Annotated in this window: 16 protein-coding genes; 13 read left to right on the top strand and 3 right to left on the bottom strand. The window is 51.9% G+C overall.

Annotation, left to right across the window (positions count from 1 at the left end):
• Window positions 1-12: 12 nt before the first annotated feature.
• Together ST42_RS06970 and ST42_RS06965 are read left to right on the top strand one after the other, a co-directional pair.
• Window positions 13-1,995: a fumarate reductase/succinate dehydrogenase flavoprotein subunit gene (locus ST42_RS06970; RefSeq protein ID WP_022317194.1), complete on the top strand. Its 1,983-nt coding sequence runs from the start codon at window positions 13-15 to the stop codon at window positions 1,993-1,995.
• Window positions 1,996-2,089: 94 nt separating this feature from the next.
• Window positions 2,090-2,845, top strand: a complete 756-nt coding sequence (locus ST42_RS06965) for a succinate dehydrogenase/fumarate reductase iron-sulfur subunit (RefSeq protein ID WP_022317193.1) — start codon at window positions 2,090-2,092, stop codon at window positions 2,843-2,845.
• Window positions 2,846-3,504: 659 nt separating this feature from the next.
• On the opposite strand, the gene ST42_RS06955 is transcribed toward ST42_RS06965, so the two are convergent.
• Together ST42_RS06955 and ST42_RS06950 are read right to left on the bottom strand one after the other, a co-directional pair.
• On the bottom strand, window positions 3,505-4,131 hold the full coding sequence (locus ST42_RS06955; protein ID WP_044065677.1) for a DUF3109 family protein: 627 nt from the start codon (window positions 4,129-4,131) through the stop codon (window positions 3,505-3,507).
• 73 nt (window positions 4,132-4,204) lie between these two features.
• Window positions 4,205-4,870, bottom strand: coding sequence for a uracil-DNA glycosylase (locus ST42_RS06950; protein ID WP_042518107.1), 666 nt, complete (start codon window positions 4,868-4,870; stop codon window positions 4,205-4,207).
• 238 nt (window positions 4,871-5,108) lie between these two features.
• Between ST42_RS06950 and topA the strand changes: the two genes are divergently transcribed.
• The 8 genes from topA (at window position 5,109) to ST42_RS06910 (ending at window position 14,942) form a co-directional block, all read left to right on the top strand.
• Complete coding sequence (gene topA, locus ST42_RS06945) at window positions 5,109-7,433, top strand: type I DNA topoisomerase (RefSeq protein WP_022317494.1); 2,325 nt, start codon at window positions 5,109-5,111, stop codon at window positions 7,431-7,433.
• 19 nt (window positions 7,434-7,452) lie between these two features.
• Entirely contained in the window at window positions 7,453-7,980 is a 528-nt protein-coding gene (locus ST42_RS06940) for a shikimate kinase (RefSeq protein ID WP_044065675.1), read from the top strand.
• Window positions 7,981-8,164: 184 nt separating this feature from the next.
• A complete protein-coding gene (speA, locus tag ST42_RS06935; RefSeq protein WP_044072958.1) occupies window positions 8,165-10,057 on the top strand; it encodes a biosynthetic arginine decarboxylase in 1,893 nt (630 codons plus the stop codon).
• Window positions 10,058-10,266: 209 nt separating this feature from the next.
• Complete coding sequence (locus ST42_RS06930; RefSeq protein ID WP_042518111.1) at window positions 10,267-10,782, top strand: RNA polymerase sigma factor; 516 nt, start codon at window positions 10,267-10,269, stop codon at window positions 10,780-10,782.
• Window positions 10,772-11,239, top strand: coding sequence for a hypothetical protein (locus ST42_RS06925; protein ID WP_042518127.1), 468 nt, complete (start codon window positions 10,772-10,774; stop codon window positions 11,237-11,239). The genes ST42_RS06930 and ST42_RS06925 overlap by 11 nt, the downstream gene beginning before the upstream one ends.
• A 364-nt stretch (window positions 11,240-11,603) precedes the next feature.
• Window positions 11,604-12,833 (top strand): M16 family metallopeptidase, encoded by a 1,230-nt coding sequence (locus ST42_RS06920; protein ID WP_044072967.1) that lies wholly within the window; start codon window positions 11,604-11,606, stop codon window positions 12,831-12,833.
• Between the two features lie 207 nt (window positions 12,834-13,040).
• The gene (locus ST42_RS06915; protein ID WP_042518113.1) at window positions 13,041-13,865 is read left to right on the top strand and encodes a glycerol acyltransferase; all 825 of its coding nucleotides are present in this window, start codon (window positions 13,041-13,043) and stop codon (window positions 13,863-13,865) included.
• 78 nt (window positions 13,866-13,943) lie between these two features.
• A complete protein-coding gene (locus tag ST42_RS06910) occupies window positions 13,944-14,942 on the top strand; it encodes a GNAT family N-acetyltransferase (protein WP_022317487.1) in 999 nt (332 codons plus the stop codon).
• A 767-nt stretch (window positions 14,943-15,709) separates the two neighbouring features.
• On the opposite strand, the gene ST42_RS06905 is transcribed toward ST42_RS06910, so the two are convergent.
• Complete coding sequence (locus tag ST42_RS06905; protein ID WP_044072956.1) at window positions 15,710-16,405, bottom strand: vitamin B12 dependent-methionine synthase activation domain-containing protein; 696 nt, start codon at window positions 16,403-16,405, stop codon at window positions 15,710-15,712.
• A gap of 587 nt (window positions 16,406-16,992) precedes the next feature.
• Between ST42_RS06905 and ST42_RS06895 the strand changes: the two genes are divergently transcribed.
• The 3 genes from ST42_RS06895 to ST42_RS06885 form a co-directional block, all read left to right on the top strand.
• Window positions 16,993-17,904 carry a helix-turn-helix domain-containing protein gene (locus tag ST42_RS06895; protein ID WP_052488265.1) on the top strand — a complete coding sequence of 304 codons (912 nt, stop codon included), beginning with the start codon at window positions 16,993-16,995 and terminating at the stop codon, window positions 17,902-17,904.
• 220 nt (window positions 17,905-18,124) lie between these two features.
• Window positions 18,125-19,969 (top strand): right-handed parallel beta-helix repeat-containing protein, encoded by a 1,845-nt coding sequence (locus ST42_RS06890; RefSeq protein WP_044072954.1) that lies wholly within the window; start codon window positions 18,125-18,127, stop codon window positions 19,967-19,969.
• Between the two features lie 35 nt (window positions 19,970-20,004).
• Window positions 20,005-21,458 (top strand): TIM-barrel domain-containing protein (locus ST42_RS06885; RefSeq protein WP_044072952.1); only part of this gene is annotated, 1,454 nt, incomplete at its 3' end.

The following is a 21,458-nucleotide window of genomic DNA, read 5'->3' as shown; positions in this document are numbered from 1 at the left end:
TAATACATAATTATGGCTAAGACAATAGATTCAAGAATTCCAGAAGGCCCAGTGGCCGAAAAATGGACTAACTATAAAGCTCACCAGCGCCTGGTGAACCCAAAGAACAAGCTGAAGCTCGACATTATCGTAGTTGGTACTGGTCTGGCTGGTGCCAGCGCAGCGGCAAGCCTCGGAGAGATGGGCTTCAACGTTTTAAACTTCTGCATACAGGACTCTCCACGCCGCGCTCACTCTATTGCGGCACAGGGTGGTATCAATGCAGCAAAGAACTATCAGAACGACGGTGACTCGGTATACCGTCTGTTCTACGACACCGTGAAGGGTGGTGACTACCGTGCCCGCGAGGCAAACGTTTACCGTCTTGCTGAGGTTTCTAACAACATCATCGACCAGTGTGTGGCTCAGGGAGTGCCTTTCGCACGTGAGTACGGCGGTATGCTCGCCAACCGTTCTTTCGGTGGAGCACAGGTGTCTCGTACATTCTATGCAAAGGGACAGACAGGTCAGCAGCTGCTGCTCGGAGCTTATTCTTCACTGAGCGCACAGGTTCACGCAGGCCGTGTGAAGCTCTACACCCGTTATGAGATGGAGGACGTGGTTATCATCGACGGACGTGCCCGTGGTATCATCGCCAAGAACCTCATTACCGGCAAGCTGGAGCGCTTCTCTGCAAACGCTGTGGTTATCGCTACCGGTGGATACGGAAACGCTTACTTCCTCTCTACAAACGCCATGGGATGTAACTGTACGGCAGCCGTACAGTGCTACCGCAAGGGTGCTTACTTCGCAAACCCATCATACGTGCAGATTCACCCTACATGTATCCCTGTACACGGTGACAAGCAGTCTAAGCTGACTCTTATGTCGGAGTCTCTGCGTAACGACGGACGTATCTGGGTGCCTAAGAAGATTGAAGACGCCAAGGCTCTGCAGGCTGGAACAAAGAAGGGTTCTGACATTCCGGAGGAAGACCGCGACTACTATCTGGAGCGCCGCTATCCGGCATTCGGTAACCTCGTGCCTCGTGACGTTGCCTCTCGTGCAGCAAAGGAGCGTTGCGACAAGGGCTACGGAGTGAACAACACCGGACTTGCCGTATTCCTCGACTTCTCAGAGAGTATCGAGCGCCTCGGCATCGACGTGGTTCGTCAGCGCTATGGCAACCTCTTCGACATGTATGAGGAGATTACCGACGTTAATCCAGGAGAGCTGGCAAACGAAATCAACGGCGTGAAGTATTACAACCCTATGATGATCTATCCAGCCATCCACTACACAATGGGTGGTATCTGGGTTGACTACGAGCTGATGACATCAATAACAGGTCTGTTCGCTATCGGTGAGTGTAACTTCTCTGACCACGGAGCAAACCGTCTCGGTGCTTCTGCCCTCATGCAGGGTCTTGCCGACGGATACTTCGTATTGCCATACACCATCCAGAACTATCTCGCCGACCAGGCTATCTGGCCTCGTCTCTCTACCGACCTGCCTGAGTTTGCAGAGGCCGAGAAGGGCGTACAGGCTGAAATCGACCGCTTGATGGGAATCCAGGGCAAGCGCTCTGTTGACTCTCTGCACAAGGAGCTCGGACACATCATGTGGGAGCACGTCGGAATGGGACGTACAGCAGAGGGACTGAAAGAGGGTCTGGAGCTTATCAAGAAGCTGCGCAAGGAGTTCAACACCAACCTCTTCATCCCAGGAAGCAAGGATGGTCTCAACGTGGAGCTCGACAAGGCTATCCACCTGCGTGACTTCTTGCTGATGGGCGAGCTCGTGGCTTACGACGCTCTCTCTCGTAACGAGTCTTGCGGAGGTCACTTCCGTGAGGAGTATCAGACCGAGGAAGGTGAGGCTAAGCGCGACGACGAGAACTTCTTCTACGTTGGATGCTGGGAGTATCAGAACGACGACGAGACAGCTCCTGAGCTCATCAAGGAACCTCTCCACTACGAGGCTATCAAGGTTCAGACACGTAACTATAAGAATTAATACAGTAGACGAGTAAACGAGTAGACGGGCAGACAAGGAAATATACTCTCCTTATTCTTATCGTCTTCTCGTCATCGATAAAACAACAACAACAATGGAAAATAATATATCATTCACACTGAAATTCTGGCGTCAGAATGGTCCTCAGGCAGAGGGACACTTTGACACACGTGAGATGAAGGACATTCCTACCGACACCTCGTTCCTCGAGATGCTCGATATTCTCAATGAGCAGCTCATCGAGGAAGGCCAGGAGCCTTTCGTTTTCGACCACGACTGCCGCGAGGGTATCTGCGGTATGTGCTCACTCTATATCAACGGTCATCCACATGGACCTAACACAGGAGCCACCACTTGCCAGCTCTATATGCGTAAGTTCAAGGACGGCGACGTTATCACCGTTGAGCCATGGCGTTCTGCAGCTTTCCCTATCATCAAGGACTGTATGGTAGACCGTGGCGCTTTCGACAAGATCATGCAGGCTGGCGGTTATGTCAGCGTTCGAACAGGTCAGGCTCAGGACGCAAATGCCATCCTCATCTCAAAGGAGGCTGCCGACGAGGCTATGGACTGCGCTACATGTATCGGTTGCGGTGCGTGTGTGGCAGCATGTAAGAACGGTTCTGCCATGCTCTTCGTAAGCTCTAAGGTGAGCCAGTTCGCTCTCCTTCCACAGGGCCGTCCGGAGGCTGCCAAGCGTGCCAAGGCGATGGTTATGAAGATGGAAGAGCTGGGCTTCGGTAACTGTACCAACACCCGTGCTTGCGAGGCTGAATGTCCTAAGCACGAGTCTATCTCAAACATCGCCCGCTTGAACCGCGAGTTCATCAAGGCTAAGTTGGCTGACTAAAAACAGCATAATAATCATAGCTTTCTATATCGGGGTCGTTGCTCAAAGTTGGCAGCGGCCCCGATTTTATTTTTGTAATATGTTGGGTTACAGAGTATTATAAGAATTCAACAAAAATTCAACAACGAAATTCAGTTGTTCCCTTTTTTCGTAATTATCTTTGCACTGTAAAATACAGTGGTAAGTATTGTTCAAACAACTTTAATTGATATATGCTGTTCCCGTCTTTCAAACTAAGTCTTTTTTCTATATGCACAATGAGTGCGCAGGATTTTCTGATGTGCCTTTTGATAAAAGTAAGCGATTTGTCAGATTCAAGGATAGCTGTCCTTCTTGGCAGAGGGCGGAGTACAATCTCCAAGGCAAAATCCAAGCTCCAAAGGCGTTTGTTGGGGAAAGACTGTACCGGCGAAGAGTTCGACAAGTTTCTGAAATCTTTGTAAATGGCAGAATATCTTTTTTTTGCAGAAATCGCAATTCAGTAACAGATTCGTCATAGTGTAATACCGACATATCTCTTTGTCGTATTTCTGCCGTATTTGTACACCTACTTTTTCAGCCTGTTAGTTCCTGCTATCCGTATGTCAGGATAGTGCTGCTTTCGCGTATGATGATATGTGGCAGCAGCGAACTAACGGGTTGGGATAGTCGCCGTCAGGCTATTTCTTTCCGCAGAACGCCTCTGCCACCTCTTCCAGTTCCTTATACCACTCTTCGCCGAATCGCTGCACGAGCGGTCCGCGCAGGAATTTGTATACCGGCAGGTCAATCTCCCTGCCCTTCTTCACGGCATCGCGACATACCTCCCATCGGTTGTAGTTCAGTCCTACGAGACCATTGTCGAACGTCTTCTCCCTGATAGGATACAGGGCACAGCTGATAGGCTTGCAGAAATCCTTCAGTCTGCCGCCCCGCCACGCCTTCTCCAGCGCACACAGGCAGCATCCGTTGTCGTAGCACGTAAAGACACAGTCCTTTCCCCCCACGATGCTCGTCACGAGGTCGCCGTCGCGGTCGGCATACGCCACTCCCTGTTTGTCGATTACTGCCTGTGCCGATGCCGAAAGGTCGTTCCACACGGTGTCGAGCGAGTCTTCGATTTTAGAAATCTCGTCGATGGTCACCGGTGCTCCGGCATCGCCCTCCACACAGCAGATGCCGTGGCATGCGTCGAGGTCGCAGCAGAAGCGCTCCGTTATGATGTCCGACGATATCAGCACGTCGCCCACCTGCAGAATAGGTATGTAAGCTCCATTGGAGCCGTTTATTGATGAATCATTTGCCATTGTAGTATTTTTTAGTTGACGAGTTGACAAGTTAACGAGTTGACAAGTTAACAAGTAGACGAGTTGATGCCGCTTACCATTTTATTTCCTCGATGCCGTGGTTTCTGAGATATTCGTTGCAGCGCGAGAAATGGTGGTTGCCGAACCATCCGCCACGGTTGGCAGACAGAGGCGAGGGGTGTACCGACTGCAATATCAGATGTCGCGACGTGTCGATGAGCGGAGCCTTGCTCCTGGCATATCCTCCCCAGAGGATGAACACCAGATTCTCTCGCTCTGCGCTGAGAGCCTTTATCGCCGCATCGGTGAACTGCTCCCATCCCTTGCGCTGATGGCTCGCCGCCTGGTGTGCCCTCACCGTCAGTGTGGCGTTGAGCAGCAGCACACCCTGTTCAGCCCAGCGGGTCAGATTTCCCGACGACGGTATCGGAGCCCCCGTGTCCATCTGTATCTCCTTGAATATGTTCTGCAGCGATGGCGGGAAAGCCACCCCGTCAGCCACCGAGAAGCTCAGTCCGTGTGCCTGTCCCGGTTCATGATACGGGTCCTGTCCGATGATTACCACCTTCACCTTGTCAAACGGACACAGGTTGAAGGCATTGAAGATGAGTTTGCCGGGAGGATAACACGTGGTGCGCAGGTATTCAGAGCGCACGAACTCTGTGAGGTCGACGAAATACTGCTTTTCGAATTCCTCGCCGAGATGGTCCTTCCACGACTGTTCAATGTTTACGTTCATGATAATATGCAAATTTAGAACAAAAGTAATAAGAATAATCCTTATTCGCAATAACGTCACCCCTTTTTCTTGTGTCAGGAGCGTATCAACATACATGTGGGTATAGGTTTTTTGATAAAAAAATAGAAAATTAATACATTATATAATGTGTTGTGTGAAACTTTTTCTTACTTTTGCCGCCAAATTGTGAAACAGGGGCACGTGGGAGGAACGTGCCGGAATAAAAAACATATAAGAAATGCAAGAGAATTTAGTCATAGTGGAGAGCCCCGCAAAGGCAAAGACCATCGAAAAATTCCTGGGAAAGGACTACAAGGTGATGTCGAGCTACGGACATATCCGCGACCTAAAGAAAAAAGAAATAAGCATCGACCTGAAAACCCTTGAACCCGACTACGAGATACCAGATGAGAAGAAGAAACTTGTGTCAGAATTGAGGTCGAGCGCCAAGAAAGCCAGCAAGGTATGGCTGGCATCCGATGAGGACCGCGAGGGAGAGGCCATCTCATGGCATCTGTGCGAGGTGCTCGGACTCGACGAGAAGAACACCAACCGCATCGTGTTCCACGAGATTACCAAGCCCGCCATCCTCGACGCCATCCAGCATCCGCGATTCCTCAACATGAACCTCGTGAATGCCCAGCAGGCACGCCGGGTGCTCGACCGCATCGTGGGCTTCAAGCTCTCGCCCGTGTTGTGGCGCAAGGTGAAGCCGGCACTCTCTGCCGGACGAGTGCAGAGCGTGGCAGTGAGACTCATCGTGGAGCGAGAGCGAGAGATACAGGCATTCAAGTCGGAGCCATACTATCGAGTGAACGCCATATTCTTCGCCATCGGTCCCGACGGCAAGAAGACAGAGGTGAAGGCAGAGCTCGACACACGCTTCAAGACACACGACGAGGCGCTGGCATTCCTCAACAACTGCAAGGATGCCGCATTCAGCGTGAGCGACGTGACGAAGAAGCCCCTCAGACGCACACCGGCACCGCCATTCACCACCTCCACACTGCAGCAGGAGGCAGCACGCAAGCTGGGATTCACCGTGTCGCAGACCATGATGCTCGCACAGCATCTCTATGAGAACGGAAAGATAACATACATGCGTACCGACTCCGTGAACCTCTCATCCCTCTGCATCAATGCCTGCAAGGAAGAGATAGAGGCTACATGGGGAGAGAAATACCACAAGACACGCCAGTATCACACCCACTCGAAGGGAGCGCAGGAAGCCCACGAGGCAATACGCCCCACATATATGAACGCCAAGACAGTGGAGGGCACGGCACAGGAGCGCCGGCTCTACGAGCTGATATGGAAGCGTACGGCAGCCTGCCAGATGGAAGACGCACAGATAGAGAAGACCACCGTGGGCATCACGATACGCCATGCCGACGGCACCGTGGCACACGAGAAATTCACCGTGAACGGCGAAGTGGTGACCTTCGACGGATTCCTGAAGGTATACAGAGAGTCGTCTGACGATGATGAGAACTCAGGTGAGATGACCACAAACCAGCTGCCGCCAATGGCAGAGGGTGACACTCTGCAGCGAGGCGAGATGGTGTCGACAGAACGCTTCAGCCAGGGACCGCAGCGATATACCGAGGCAAGCCTCGTACACAAGATGGAGGAGCTGGGCATCGGACGCCCTTCAACCTACGCACCAACCATCAGCACCATACAGCAGCGAGGATACGTGCAGAAAGGCGACCGCAAGGGCGACGAACGCACATTCGCCATCGACACGCTGAAGGGAAACACCATCACAGCCACAGAGAAGGCAGAGACCGTGGGCAGCGAGAAGGGCAAACTGTTGCCTACAGACATCGGACTCGTGGTGAACGACTTCCTGCTCGAACACTTCCCCAATGTGCTCGACTACAATTTCACCGCCAAGGTGGAGCAGGAATTCGATACCATCGCCGAGGGCAAGGAGCAGTGGACCGACATGCTGCAGGATTTCTACAAAGACTTCGAGCCGCAGGTGGACAAGACGATGAACAGCCGACAGGAGCACAAAGCCGGAGAACGCGAGCTCGGCACCGACCCAAAGAGCGGCAAACCGGTGTTCGTGAAGATCGGACGCTTCGGTCCGGTGATACAGATAGGAACGGCAGAAGACAAGGAGAAGCCACGCTTCGCACAGTTGCCTAAAGACAAGAGCATGGAGGCAATAACCCTCGACGAGGCACTCGAACTCTTCAAACTGCCACGTACGCTCGGCGACTTCGAAGGTACACCGGTGGTGATAGGCGCCGGACGGTTCGGACCATACATCCTGCACAACAAGAAGTATGTGTCGCTGCCATCCACCGAAGATCCCCTCAGCATCAAGCTCTCAACGGCAGTGGCACTCATAGAGCGCCGCCGCATCGAAGACAGCATGCGCCATCTGAAGAAGTTTGAGGAAGATCCGCAGCTTGAGGTCATGAAGGGCAAATACGGACCATACCTCGTTTACGACGGCAAGAACTACCGTCTGCCCAAGGCAATGCATGAGCGTGCCGCCGAGCTGACCTATGTGGAGTGTATGGACATCATCAACAATGCAGTGAAGAAATAAGCATCCCAATACAGAGCCTATGCACAGAATAGTCCTTATCGGATATATGGGAGCCGGCAAGACCACCGTGGGACGTATGCTTGCCAAAGACATGGGACTGATGTTCTACGACCTCGACTGGTATATCACCAGCCGCATGCGCCGCACCGTGGCACAGATCTTCGAGGAGTCAGGCGAGGAAGGGTTCCGCCGGATAGAGCGCAACATGCTCCACGAGGTGGCAGAGTTTGAAAACGTGGTGATAAGCTGCGGCGGAGGTACCCCCTGCTTCTTCGACAACATGGACTATCTGAACCTCCAGAGCGAGACGGTGTATCTGAAGGCGACCCCCGAAGTGCTCTATGCCCATCTGAAGATGGGAAAGAGCGTGAGGCCGCTGCTGCTGAACAAGACTCCCGAAGAAGTGGAAGCCTTCGTCAAACAGCAGCTCCAGCAACGGGAACCATACTACAGCAAGGCGAAACACGTGCTCGACGTCAACGTGCTCGATTCCAGAGACAAGGTGAGAGTGTCGGTGAGGAAGATACGCCGGATGCTGAAATGCTGAACCCATGGAGACACGACAGAGGCAGGCGGCTTGCAGAAATCGTAATGCATAATCAAATAGAAACAGACAATAATCAGAGTTAATCCTTTCGTCCCACGGCCATTCCCCCCTGTGATGCAGGAGGAAAATGGCAGGGACGAGTCATGAAAAATATATTTTTAATAATAGTAGAAAGCTAAGACAAATGAAGAAATGGACTGTTGACGACTCCAAGGATTTGTACAATATGGTTGGGTGGGGCACATCCTACTTTGGCATCAACGACAAGGGAGACGTATATGTCACTCCGTGTAAGGACAATACACAGATAGACATTCGTGATGTGATGGACGAACTTGCCCTGAGAGACATCACACCGCCAGTGCTGCTCCGCTTCCCCGATATCCTCGACAACCGTATCGAGAAGACCTCAAGCTGCTTTGAGAAGGCAGCCAAGGCCTACGACTACCAGGGAGAGAGCTTCGTGATATATCCTATCAAGGTGAACCAGATGCAGCCCGTGGTGGAAGAGATCATCAGCCATGGCCGCAAGTTCAACCTCGGTCTTGAGGCCGGTTCCAAGCCGGAGCTCCATGCCGTCATCGCCGTGCAGTGTCAGAGCGACTCGCTCATAATCTGCAACGGATACAAAGACCAGAGCTACATCGAGCTCGCCCTCCTCGCACAGAAGATGGGCAAGCGCATCTTCATCGTGGTGGAGAAGCTCAACGAGATAGACATCATCTCGAAGGCAGCCAAGAAACTCGGTGTGCGTCCTAACCTCGGCGTGCGCATCAAGCTCGCCTCGTCGGGAAGCGGAAAATGGGAGGAGAGCGGCGGCGACGCCAGCAAGTTCGGACTCACCAGTTCGGAGCTCCTCGCCGCACTGGAGAAGCTGGAGAAGCTGAACATGAAAGACTGTCTCAAGCTCATCCATTTCCATATCGGTAGCCAGATAACCAAGATACGCCGCATTCAGACAGCCCTCAGAGAGGCATCGCAGTTCTATATTCAGCTCCACAAGATGGGATACGACGTGGAATTCGTTGACTGCGGTGGCGGACTGGGAGTAGACTACGACGGCACACGCTCTTCAAACAGCGAGAGCAGCGTGAACTACTCCATACAGGAGTATGTGAACGACTGTCTCTATACCTTCGTTGAGGCAGCCAACGCCAACGGCATACATCACCCCAACCTCATCACCGAGAGCGGACGGTCGCTCTCTGCCCATCACTCGGTGCTCGTCATCGACGTGCTCGAAACGGCATCACTGCCGGAGATGAACGAGGAGTTCGAGCCGGAGAATGGTGCCCACAAGCTCGTGAAAGACCTCTACGAAATCTGGGACAACCTCAACCCACGCTCCATGATGGAAGACTGGCACGACGCCGAGCAGATACGCGAGGAGGCACTCGACCTCTTCAGCCATGGCATGGTAGACCTTCAGACACGTGCCGAGATAGAGAGGATGTACTGGAGCGTATGCCGCGAGATAAACAGTATGGCAAAGACCCTCAAGCATCAGCCAGAGGAACTGAAGAAACTCGACAAGCTGCTTGCCGACAAGTATTTCTGCAACTTCTCCCTCTTCCAGTCGCTGCCCGACAGCTGGGCCATAGACCAGCTCTTCCCGATCGTTCCGCTGCAGAGACTCAACGAGAGACCTACGCGCAGCGCCACGATACAGGACATCACCTGCGACAGCGACGGCAAGATTGCCAACTTCGTGACAAACCGCAACATATCGCATATCCTGCCCGTACACACCGTGCGCAAGAACGAGCCATACTATCTCGGAGTGTTCCTTGTGGGAGCATACCAGGAAATCCTCGGTGATATGCACAACCTCTTCGGCGATACCAATGCCGTACATATCTCAGTGAAAGACGGCAAATACAGCATCGACCAGATTTTCGACGGCGAGACCGTAGAAGAGGTGCTCAGCTATGTGCAGTACAAGCCGAAAGAGCTCGTCAGACAGCTTGAGCGCTGGGTGACAAAGAGCGTGAAGCAAGGCAAGATCTCATTGGAAGAGGGCAAGGAATTCCTCTCCAACTACAGGTCAGGACTCTACGGATACACCTATCTCGAATAATACAGTAGGCAAACCATGATTATCCCATCCATACCTTTACGCAAAAGAGGGTAGGGTGGGATAGTTTGGCTAAGGAAAACCGGGATATAGATGATATCCGGAAAAGGATGCCAAACGACCCGTAGAATCTGAATAAAAGTTAAAAGCATAGAAAAGTTGCCCATTTCTGTAACTTCTTCAAAACCTAATCGTCTTAACAATAGAGGCAAATGAAAATAGTCAGTTTCCGAAACGATGTGCTGCCGTTGAAAAACGTGCTCTTCCGCCTTGCCCTCCGCATCACGATGAACAAGGAGGAAGCAGAAGACGTCGTACAGGATACGCTGATGAAAGTCTGGGACCGGCGGGACACCCTGCAAGACATCGACTCGATAGAGGCGTTCAGCCTAACGATATGCAGGAACATAGCTCTCGACAAGACCAAGCGCTCGTCGTGGCGCGAAGAGTCGCTCGACCAAGACACATTGGAGCCTCGTGCCACAAGCATGGCTACTCCCTACCAGCGCACCGAACAGCGCGACATGCTGGAGATGGTGAAGCGAATCGTGGATGGGCTGCCGGAGAAGCAGAAAACCTGCATGCAGCTGCGCGATTTCGAAGGCAAGAGCTACAAAGACATCGCCGAGGTGCTTTCCATCAGCGAAGAACAGGTAAAGGTGAATATCTACCGTGCGAGACAGGCAGTAAAACAAAAGTTCAACGAAAATGCAGAATATGGATTATAAATACATCGAACAGCTATTGGAGCGCTACTGGAACAGCCAGACCACCCTTGAGGAGGAGGCTATCCTGAAAGCATTCTTCTGTCAGGACGACATCCCTGCAAGCCTTCTCCCATACAAGCCGTTGTTTGCTTATGCAAAGGCTGAGGAGGAGAACGTGCTCGGTGATGACTTCGACGCAAGAATGGAGGCTCTCATTGGCGAGCCTGTGACGGTGAAGGCAAAGGTGGTGACATTGCGTCAGCGCATGATGCCGCTATTCAAGGCCGCCGCCGTGGTGGCTATAATCCTGACCCTCGGAAATGCCTCGCAGATGGCATTCAACGAAGAGGGCGACGAGATGCCAGCTGCCGTTGCCGTGACACCGAAGGTGCACAACGGTCCGTCGGTGGCGATGGGCGACTCCGTGAAGATGGACACGCTGAAGAAAACCGTGGCTGTCTCCGCAATACTGAAATAAGAAATTTTTTCTATGCTTTCTCAAAACAATATTATTAAAACAACTCCGAAGCTGTGAAGCTTCATTCTCTCAAATTTTTCATAACATACTGATGTAAAAGGTCGCTGGACAATAGTCGCAGCGGCCTTTTTTTGCGCTATGCCGCCGGAATGCTTATCTTCCAAGCCCCCAACAGCCTGATGCCCCCTCCGGAAAAAACAGTCTAAAGCCTCCCGATTTGTGATAAAAAGACAAAATCCACTCTTCTAAAAACACCAAAATCCAGACAAGCCCTAGTGGCCTATTTTGGATAAAATCCCGTTTCTTTCATTTTAGTCGCTTTTTTGCATTACCTTTGCACGACTAAAAGATGGAGACAGACAACATGAAATATAATACGGCGACTCTCGACAACGGACTGCGTGCTATCCACTGTCCGTCAGCATCCCCCGTGGTGTATTGTGGATATGAAGTGTGTGCCGGCACACGCGATGAGAAGGAAGGCGAGGAAGGCATGGCACATTTCTGCGAGCATACCACCTTCAAGGGCACCCGCCACCGTTCGGCAATGCAGATACTCAACAGGCTGGAGAGCGTGGGAGGCGACCTCAACGCCTTTACCAACAAGGAAGACACGGTGTACTATTCCGCCATTCTGAAAAACCATTTCCCGCGTGCCGTAGACCTCCTCACCGACATCGTGTTCGGCAGCACCTATCCGCAGGCGGAGATAGACAAGGAGGTGGAAGTGATATGCGACGAGATAGAGAGCTACAACGACTCGCCGGCAGAGCTCATCTTCGACGATTTCGAGAATGCCATCTTCGCCGGACATCCCCTGGGGCACAATATCCTCGGTTCTGCCGACACCCTCCGTACATACACCACTGCCGACGCCCTGCGCTTCACGCAGCGCTACTACAGGCCGGAGAACACCGTGTTCTTCGTATATGGTGACGTAGACTTCAAGAGCGTGGTGCGACAGCTAAAGAGAGCCACATCGGCATTTCCTGCCGCCCAGCCGCTTATCGACGTGACACCCTCCATAACGCTGCCCCCATACCAGCCCCAGCATATCGTACACGACAAGGGAACCCATCAGGCACATGTCATGGTGGGCAACAGGGCGTACAGCGCACACGACAACCACCGTCTGCCCCTCTATCTGCTCAACAACATCCTTGGCGGACCAGGCATGAACGCACGCCTCAATATCTCGCTGCGAGAGCGCAACGCCCTTGTCTACACGGTGGAAAGTTCCATGGTGAGCTATTCCGACACCGGACTCTGGTGCACCTATTTCGGCTGCGACCCGAAGGACGTGAAGAAATGCCTTCGCCTCGTGCGCCGCGAGCTCGACCGCGTTATGGACCGTCCCCTCTCAGAAAGTCAGCTCAAGGCAGCCAAACGCCAGATAAAGGGACAGATAGGCGTGGCATGTGACAACAGGGAGAGCTTCGCCCTCGATTTCGGCAAGGCATTCCTTCATTACGGTTGGCTGAAAGACGTGGAGAAGCTGATGGCAGACATCGACAACGTAACGGCGCGGGAAATACAGCAGGCGGCACTCGACATCTTCGACCCCGACAGGATGACCACGCTGATATATGAATGAGATGCGCTTTTGTCGCATTCTGCACGTTGCAGGGATGAAAATAAACTCCCGAGTGTTACTATATCGTAATAAATATATGACTTGGACAACTTTTTAGTTAAAAAAGTAACATATTTGAAAAAGATAGCTTATTTTTGCATAAGCATAAAAGATAGGCCACTTCTCGACCTCGTTTTTTTTATGAAAAGAGAAAAGAATCCGGATTAGATGGAAGTAACAGAGAATACGATTGACATAGACAAAATACTTAAGGACAAGATGGGCGACAAGGCACGCTACGTGCCGGGAGTACTCACCAGATGGCTTAGGCATATAATCCACCAGAAAGAGGTGAACGCGTTCTTGTGGGAGCACAAGGACCACATCGGTGTGGAGTGGCTCGAAGACTGTGTGAAGTATCTCGACATGACGCTCAAGATTGAAGGCGCCGAGAACCTGCCCGACAAGAACGACGGCAAGCTCTACACCTTCGTCAGCAACCATCCCCTCGGAGGCATCGACGGAGTGGCGCTCGGAGCCGTGATAGGAAAACACTACGACGGCAACTTCAGATATCTCGTGAACGACCTGCTCATGAACCTGCCGGGACTCGCCCCGCTCTGTATCCCGATAAACAAGACCGGACATCAGAGCCGCAATTTCCCCGCCATGGTGGAGGCTGGATTCAACAGCGACAACCACATGCTGATGTTTCCCGCCGGACTCTGTTCAAGGCGTATAAAAGGCAGGATCCACGACATTCCCTGGACGAAGACCTTCGTGACGAAGAGCGTGGAATACCACCGCGACATAGTGCCGATACACTTCGGAGGGCAGAACTCCAACTTCTTCTATAATCTTGCCAACATCAGCAAGCGGCTCGGCATAAAGTTCAATATCGCCATGCTGTTCCTCGTCGACGAGATGTACAAGAACGTCCACAAGGAATTCACCATCAAGATAGGCAAGCCGATACCGTGGCAGACCTTTGACAAGAGCAAGACACCTAAGCAATGGGCACTCTACGTAGAGGACAAGGTGTATGAGCTGTAATGGAAGAGAGGGAAGAGAAAACAAAGACAAGTCAGTAACAAGAAAGAACAGATATTCTTACAACAATATCATCAGAAAATGGAACAAGAGATTATCCAGCCAATAGATAAGGAATTGCTCAAGCAGGAGCTCACTCCAGAGCGCCAGCTGCGAATGACAAACAAGAGCAACAACGAAATATATATCGTAACGGCTCATGAAGCGCCCAACGTGATGAAGGAAATCGGCCGTCTTCGTGAGATAGCCTTCAGAGAGGCTGGCGGCGGCACCGGCAAGAGTATGGATATCGATGAGTTCGACACCATGCCAAACAGCTACAAGCAGCTCATCGTGTGGAATCCGGAGGCTGAAGAGATCATCGGCGGCTATCGCTATATCCTTGGCACCGACGTTGATGTTGACGCCAACGGACAGCCCGTGCTCGCCACGAGCCACATGTTCCATTTTTCCGACAAGTTCATGAAGGAATACATGCCGCAGACCATTGAGCTGGGTCGCTCCTTCGTGGCGCTTCCTTATCAGAGCTCCAGAATGGGAGCCAAGAGCCTCTTTGCCCTCGACAACCTGTGGGACGGACTGGGAGCGCTTACCGTGATAATGCCGAACGTGAAGTATTTCTTCGGCAAGATGACCATGTATCCCTCGTATATCCGCAAGGGCAGGGACATGATACTGTATTTCCTGAAGAAGCATTTCGACGACAAGGAGAACCTCGTGATACCGATGGAGCCGCTCAAGATAGAGACAGACCCGAAGGAACTCGAAGAGATATTCTGCGAGGATGATTTCAAGGCAGACTACAGGATTCTCAACCGTGAGATACGAAAGATGGGCTACAATATCCCGCCGCTCGTAAACGCATACATGAACCTCAGTCCTACGATGAAACTCTTCGGCACCGCCATCAACGATGGCTTCGGCGACGTGGAGGAGACGGGAATCCTCATTGCCGTTGACGAGATTCTGGAGGAGAAGCGCATGCGCCACATCGACTCCTATATCAAGGACCATCCTGAGGCCCTCGCCCTTACCAGCGGTGCAAATCCTATCATATATAAGGAAACGGAGAAAGAGTGATGATGGCAGGGCAACCCACACAACCCACACAACCCACCCTGGCCCTCCCAAAGGGAGGGAAAATAGTTACTCTGCAACTGAACTTCAGCCCCCTCTCGTTCTCCCCCGTAGGATAACCCATCCTAACCTTCCCAAAGGGAAGGAACAGGTTACTCCAACTATTGACATCAGCCCCCTCTCGTTCTCCCCCGTAGGGGAGATGCAGGTTACTCCGGTTTGTGGGTAAGTTGTTGAAATTCAGATACTCCAGAGCAATTGATATTTCAGAATAATCGATACTCCTGTGCAATCAGTCCCTCCCCTACGGGGGAGGATAGGTGGGGGCTGATGTCAGCGGAATCATTTGTACTGGTAGGTGGTTGATGACAGTAGAATCATTTGCACAGGTAGAGGGCTGATGCCAGCGGAATCATCTGCACAGTAGGAAGCTATGGGGGATAAAATAAAAAAATGGGGTGTCATTTTATAGTTATCCTTTAATAGTTTTAACCTTATGACACCCCAATGCGGCAACGACTTGCCGTCGTCAGTAACTACAAACAATCTATTACCACTTTTTTTGCTAAAAAATGATACACATAGGTCAATGCCTCCCGGCATGGTAACCTATTAACAATAGATTGAGAATGTGTATCTCTATGTATTTTGCGAATATAGCAATAAAGTCAATCCCTTGTCTTTTTCAAACCGTTTTTTTTTGTTCGCTTTTGTTATCTTTAACTCAAGATAGAAAAAACCTTTAGAAGTGGGATACATACAACAAACGCTTATTTCCGCTCCCTTTTCCTTCGTTTGTAACACTTGGCATAGTTGCACAATCCGCATGTATATTCCAGCTTTTTCACTTCCCTGCCGAGTCCTGTCACACCGCTCACGCTCTTTATCGGAATCATCAGCGACGAGTCGGTGAGCCTCACTCCGCAAGGGTCTTTCTCCGGCAGCATACTGAAGAGCATCTGCTGTTCGCTCACGTGCCATCCGCAGTAGCCCGGACTGAACCGGTTGGTGTGTTTCCATCCTCTGCCGTTTATGAACACCTGCAGCCAGCGCTCCATGATGTCGGCGGTCTTCTCTGCTATCACGCTTCCCATGGCATCGGCGATGAACACCCTCACCATATCGCCCTCCTCTTCCAGTTGGCGTTGCAGCCTTTCAAACTCCATGCCGCTCGTAGCCACGAAAAATGCGTAAGCCTCCGATCCGCGCAGCTGTGAGGTGATAATCGGTCCGATGCCGAACGTGTGTCCGCCGGTGGTGAGCGTCTTAGAGTGGCTGTCCAGTTCTCCCTCCTCTTCGATGTGAAAGCAGAATCGTGGCTTCAGTATACCCCTCACCCTCTGTCTCATCCTCTCAATCTCCAGTCTGGTGTCGTCGTCAGCCTCCGCCTCCCCGTAGCCCATCTGTATGAGCAGTTCGCGGTCGGTGATGTCGAGGTCGTCGTAAGTCAGATGTTTCTCAAACATGATGTTGTAGTTTATTATCGTGCCACACAGACTGTCTGTGCTGTGTCTATAGATGCAAAAGTATGAAAAAAAGGTAATATGAGAGCACAAGGGTGGCTTTTTTTATTGGCAGTCATTTTGGTTGCAAAAATAAACGGTGTTTTGCTGATGTCAGGAATTTGCTTGTATTGGCAGAACTCTGTAAACACGACCATGGAAATATATGCCTGTATTGGGCAACCTTTGGAAAGCAATTCTGCCCATCCGGGGTAAGCAGCGTTCTCATGATGGGCAAGCACCTTGCCCCACATGGGTAAGCATCGTGCCCATTTTAAACCCGAATCGGTCGTTAGGGCTTGCTTGTATTTTGTATTTTTAGAAGAGTGGATTTTGTTTGGCTTTTAATGAGTAATAGCGAGCGGCCAGATATACTGTTCCTAATTTCCAAGTTGTGGATATTTTGAACACTTTTCTTTGGAAAAAAGAATGTTTTAAGAAAATATGACTATATTTGCGGTCTGAACATTTTTAGAGACGGTGAAAAAATAAATTGGTATGCTTTTACCTTCACTTAGGAAAGAATTATTTATCTAACGACAGATATATTTATGGAAGAGAAAGAGCTGAACGTGAATATTGACTATCTCGTGGAGAAAGGTCTGGTGAACTATACCGATGGCGACATCGTGTTGCTCAACAGCAATGACCGTGCCCATGTGGAACGCACGGTGAGACTCGAGATGGTGACGATTGGCTTTGTGGAGAAGGGAGAGATGCAGTGCGACATCAACGGTGTCAGCGTGAAGGCTGTGGCAGGCGACTTGGTGATATGTCCGCCAAACTCGTTTATAAACAAGAGCAAGTGTTCTCCCGACTATGAGGTGAAACTCATGGCCCTGTCATACAAGGCGATGCGCAAGAGTCTCATTATCAACCGCGATGTGTGGAACATCATGGCATACGTGGCGAGAAACCCCGTCATCCGTCTCTCCGGCGAGTCACGCTTCCTCATCGACAAATACTATTCGCTCATACGCTACAAGATAGACAATCCCCACGGCTATTACCACAAGGAGATAATGCAGTCGTTGTTCCACTGTATGTTTTATGAGCTTGCCGCCATCATCGCCCCCAATCTGGATGTCAAGAGGATGGATGCCGGTTTCAGACAGGGCGAACTCCTGTTCCATCGCTTTATAGAGATGCTTGCCAATGTCAACGGTAGCGACCGCTCCGTGAAGTCATACGCCGAGCGGCTCTGTGTCACTCCGAAATATCTCTCAACGGTGTGCAAGTCGGTGAGCGGCAAGACAGCCTTGGAGTGGATACACGAGTATATAGCCGAGCAGGTGACCCAGAAACTCAAATATAGCGACATGTCGGTGAAGGAAATCGCCGACAGCCTGGGATTCCCCAATATCTCGTTCTTCGGAAAGTTCGTGAAGAGCCGTTTCGGAGCATCGCCAAAGGAGTACAGATACATACTGCAGAATTCCGTTCCGAAAGACGATGCAAAGTGAGGAGTGCGGCGGCATTAACCACAAACGTTCTGATTACCGTTTGGGGATTAGTCTGCCGCTTTCTTCATATATTCCAGTTCCGGCTTGCAGCGAAAACCTGTCTGTCGGATTTTTTCATGATAAAGAGCATTACAAAGAGGCGTGTGCCAACGTCTTGATATATAGGGTGAGGATTATTATACTGTGTCCTTTCCCTTCGTAAAAAACTACCTACAAGACAATGATAAAGACAATATTCTCATCACTCCTGCTGTTCCTTATGGGAACACCCGTCATGGCAGGCGACATATATGTGGCTCCTACAGGCAGCGACGCCGCTCCTGGCACAGTCAGTGCCCCTCTGCTCACTCCTGCCGCCGCCATCAGGATGGCGAGGGAGTGGCGCCGGCTCAACAGACAGGAAACGGCTGGAGGCATCCGCATCCACCTCAGTGGCGGCGACTACCGTCTGCAGAAACCGCTGTTCCTGCGCCCCGAAGACTCCGGCACACCGGATTCACCCACTGTGATATGCGGTGATGACGGCGGAAAACCGACGGTGATAAGCGGAGGAATGCCTCTCGACGGCTGGCATAAGGGATGTTCAGACACGAGGATTCCTGAGAATGTCCGTAGCCGCGTGTGGGTGGCAGACGCTCCAAGAAGCGGAAACAGGATAGTATACTGCCGCCAGCTGTGGGTAAACGGCAACAAGGCGGTCAGGGCACAGCAGGGCCGTTATGGCGAGATGATTCGCATGAAAGACTTCGATGCGGCATCACGCACCATCACTATACCCACGCCAAAAGAAGATCTCTCCGGCGCAGGAGAACTCGAAATGCTCGTTCATCAGCGGTGGGCGATAGCAATATTGAGAGTAAAGGAAATGCGGCCCCTCGGCAATGGCTACACTCAGGTGTCATTCCATGAACCTGAAAGTCAGCTTGAATTCGAACACCCATGGCCACAACCCGTGATAGACGGTGAGAAAGGCTGTTCATCGTTCTGCCTCGTCAACGCCCCACAGCTGCTCGATGCTCCGGGAGAGTGGTATCAGGACTATCCCTCCGGCAGGATATACTATCTGCCACGAGAGGGAGAAGACATGACTACAGTCGAGGCCATAGTGCCGGTGATGGAAACGTTGGCTTCCGTTGACGGCACGAGGGAGCGCACGGTACACGACATACAGTTCCAGAATATCACTTTCGCCCACTCCGCATGGACACGTCCGCTATACGAAGGACTGGTGACGCTGCAGGGCGGTTTCCGCATGACAGACGCCTACAAGCTGCAGAAGCCGGGACTGCCGGAGAAGGCATCGCTTGAGAACCAGGCTTGGATAGCCCGTCCTGAAGCTGCCGTCAGCATCCGTCATGCCAGCGGCATAGACTTCAAGGACTGCCGCTTCGTCCATCTCGGAGCGACAGCACTCGACTATCAGTTGGCAGCATCCCGTTCCACGGTCAGCGGATGCACCTTCTCAGACATCGGCGGCACCGGAATCCTTGTGGGACATTTCCCCGACGGAGGCTTCGAGACCCATGTGCCCTTCAAACCGCTCGTGTCATCTGATCTCTGCGACGCCATAACGATTACCGACAATGAGGTGAGCGACGCCGCCAACGAGGACTGGAGCTGTGTGGGAATAGCAGCCGGCTACGTCAGCAATATCGAGATAAGCCATAACGAGGTGCACCATCTCAACTACTCCGGCATCTGCGTGGGGTGGGGATGGACCCCACGGGAGAGCGGGATGCGCAACAACAGGATTGTTGCCAACTACGTGCACGACTTCGCCCGCCAGCTCTATGATGTGGGAGGGATATACACCCTGTCGTCGCAGCCGGGATCAGAAATAAAGAACAACAGGATAGAAGACCTGCATGAGGCTCCATACGCCACCAACGACCGCGCCTTCTACATCTATTTCGATGAGGCCACCGACGGATATACCGTCACCGGCAACTGGTGTCCGAAGGAACTCTTCGGCTACAACCAGCCGGGAAAGAACATGCTGATAAAAGGCAACGGACCGAAGGTGGACAAGGCTACGAAGGAAGCCGCCGGCAGACTGAGGCGATAATCCACTACTAAAACAATAGAATACAACAATACAGAATGAGACCAACAAACTACCATCTGTTCGATTTCATGGATTTCGATACAGACCTCAAAAGAGATGAGTCGCTGTGGAAGGCATACAAGCCGACATCCGTCAGAGAGAAGGATGGAGACATCCTCGTGGAGGTGCCTTTCCAGAAACAGCAGCTTGCCAACGATATGGCTCCCGACACCGATGTGCTTCAGGAGACACAGACTCTCGTGATACGACAATATGAACCCGGAATCCTCCGCCTCTTCATGGGATGCGGGGGAGAGCAACCCTCAGACACCTCGGAGATGCTGCAGATGAGCGCTCGTGTGAAACGGTTGCCGCTGAAAGCGGAGTTCGTGGATGACCAATGGATCATTACCGACGGCGCTGGTGTGAGAAGGGCGGTGATAAACATGCAGCAGCCGGTGCTCGACAGATGGAGCGAGCTGCTGCCCGACCCGCAGGACACACTCGACATGCGACTGTATCCCGACGGGAAACATGAGGTGAGACTCGCCGCCTACGACCACTTCTCGCCGCCACGCTATGATGCCCTGCCTTTGGCTTACTGCAAGCTGAACGGCAGGAGAGAGCGTGCCACGTTGTCGTTCGAATGCAAGCTGAACGAGTGCTTCGCCGGAACAGGGGAGCGCTTCGGGAAGATGGATCTCAGCGGCCAGACTTTCTTCCTGAAGAACCAGGACGGACAGGGAGTGAACAACCGCCGCACATACAAGAACATACCGTTCTATATCTCCAGCCGCATGTATGGCGTGTTCTATCACACCACGGCATATAGTAAGCTGTCGCTCGCCGGAGTGTCAACGCGGTCGGTGGAATTTCTCAGCGACCAGGCTCTCATCGACGCCTTTATCATCGGCGGTGACACCGTGGAGCAGATTACAAGAGGCTATCGCGACCTCACCGGCTATCCCTCAATGCCGCCGCTATGGAGCTACGGAGTGTGGATGAGCCGTATGACATATTTCAGTGCCGACGAGGTGAACGGCATCTGCGACCGTCTGCGCAAGGAGCATTATCCGTGCGATGTGATACATCTCGACACGGGATGGTTCAAGACCGACTGGCTCTGCGAATGGAAGTTCAACGAGGAACGCTTCCCCGACCCCAAAGCCTTTGTGCAGGGACTGCTCAAGAAAGGGTTCAAGGTGTCGCTGTGGCAGCTGCCGTATGTGGCAGAAGATGCAGAGCAGATTGACGAGGCACGCAAGAACAACTATATCTGCAAGCTCACCAGAAAGCAGGATTCAGAAGGCTCCAACTTCTCAGCCCTCGACTATGCCGGCACCATTGATTTCACCAGCGAGAAGGCGACAAACTGGTATAAAGGTCTGCTGAAGAATCTTCTCGATATGGGAGTGAAATGTATAAAGACCGACTTCGGAGAGAATATCCACATGGATGCCGAATACGAGAACATGTCGCCGGAACTCCTCAACAACCTTTTTTTTTTTTT

Source organism: Prevotella pectinovora (genome assembly GCF_000834015.1).
Lineage (GTDB): Bacteria > Bacteroidota > Bacteroidia > Bacteroidales > Bacteroidaceae > Prevotella > Prevotella pectinovora.
This window is presented reverse-complemented; position numbering and strand designations above follow the sequence as displayed.

Bases quoted from the DNA above. Each gene is read 5' to 3' on its own strand.
- ST42_RS06965 (WP_022317193.1), top strand. From the start codon at position 2,090: ATGGAAAATAATATATCATTCACACTGAAATTCTGGCGTCAGAATGGT.
- speA (WP_044072958.1), top strand. From the start codon at position 8,165: ATGAAGAAATGGACTGTTGACGACTCCAAGGATTTGTACAATATGGTT.
- ST42_RS06905 (WP_044072956.1), bottom strand. From the start codon at position 16,405: ATGTTTGAGAAACATCTGACTTACGACGACCTCGACATCACCGACCGC.
- topA (WP_022317494.1), top strand. From the start codon at position 5,109: ATGCAAGAGAATTTAGTCATAGTGGAGAGCCCCGCAAAGGCAAAGACC.
- ST42_RS06895 (WP_052488265.1), top strand. From the start codon at position 16,993: ATGGAAGAGAAAGAGCTGAACGTGAATATTGACTATCTCGTGGAGAAA.
- ST42_RS06910 (WP_022317487.1), top strand. From the start codon at position 13,944: ATGGAACAAGAGATTATCCAGCCAATAGATAAGGAATTGCTCAAGCAG.
- ST42_RS06915 (WP_042518113.1), top strand. From the start codon at position 13,041: ATGGAAGTAACAGAGAATACGATTGACATAGACAAAATACTTAAGGAC.
- ST42_RS06925 (WP_042518127.1), top strand. From the start codon at position 10,772: ATGGATTATAAATACATCGAACAGCTATTGGAGCGCTACTGGAACAGC.
- ST42_RS06940 (WP_044065675.1), top strand. From the start codon at position 7,453: ATGCACAGAATAGTCCTTATCGGATATATGGGAGCCGGCAAGACCACC.
- ST42_RS06955 (WP_044065677.1), bottom strand. From the start codon at position 4,131: ATGGCAAATGATTCATCAATAAACGGCTCCAATGGAGCTTACATACCT.
- ST42_RS06930 (WP_042518111.1), top strand. From the start codon at position 10,267: ATGAAAATAGTCAGTTTCCGAAACGATGTGCTGCCGTTGAAAAACGTG.
- ST42_RS06890 (WP_044072954.1), top strand. From the start codon at position 18,125: ATGATAAAGACAATATTCTCATCACTCCTGCTGTTCCTTATGGGAACA.
- ST42_RS06920 (WP_044072967.1), top strand. From the start codon at position 11,604: ATGAAATATAATACGGCGACTCTCGACAACGGACTGCGTGCTATCCAC.
- ST42_RS06950 (WP_042518107.1), bottom strand. From the start codon at position 4,870: ATGAACGTAAACATTGAACAGTCGTGGAAGGACCATCTCGGCGAGGAA.
- ST42_RS06970 (WP_022317194.1), top strand. From the start codon at position 13: ATGGCTAAGACAATAGATTCAAGAATTCCAGAAGGCCCAGTGGCCGAA.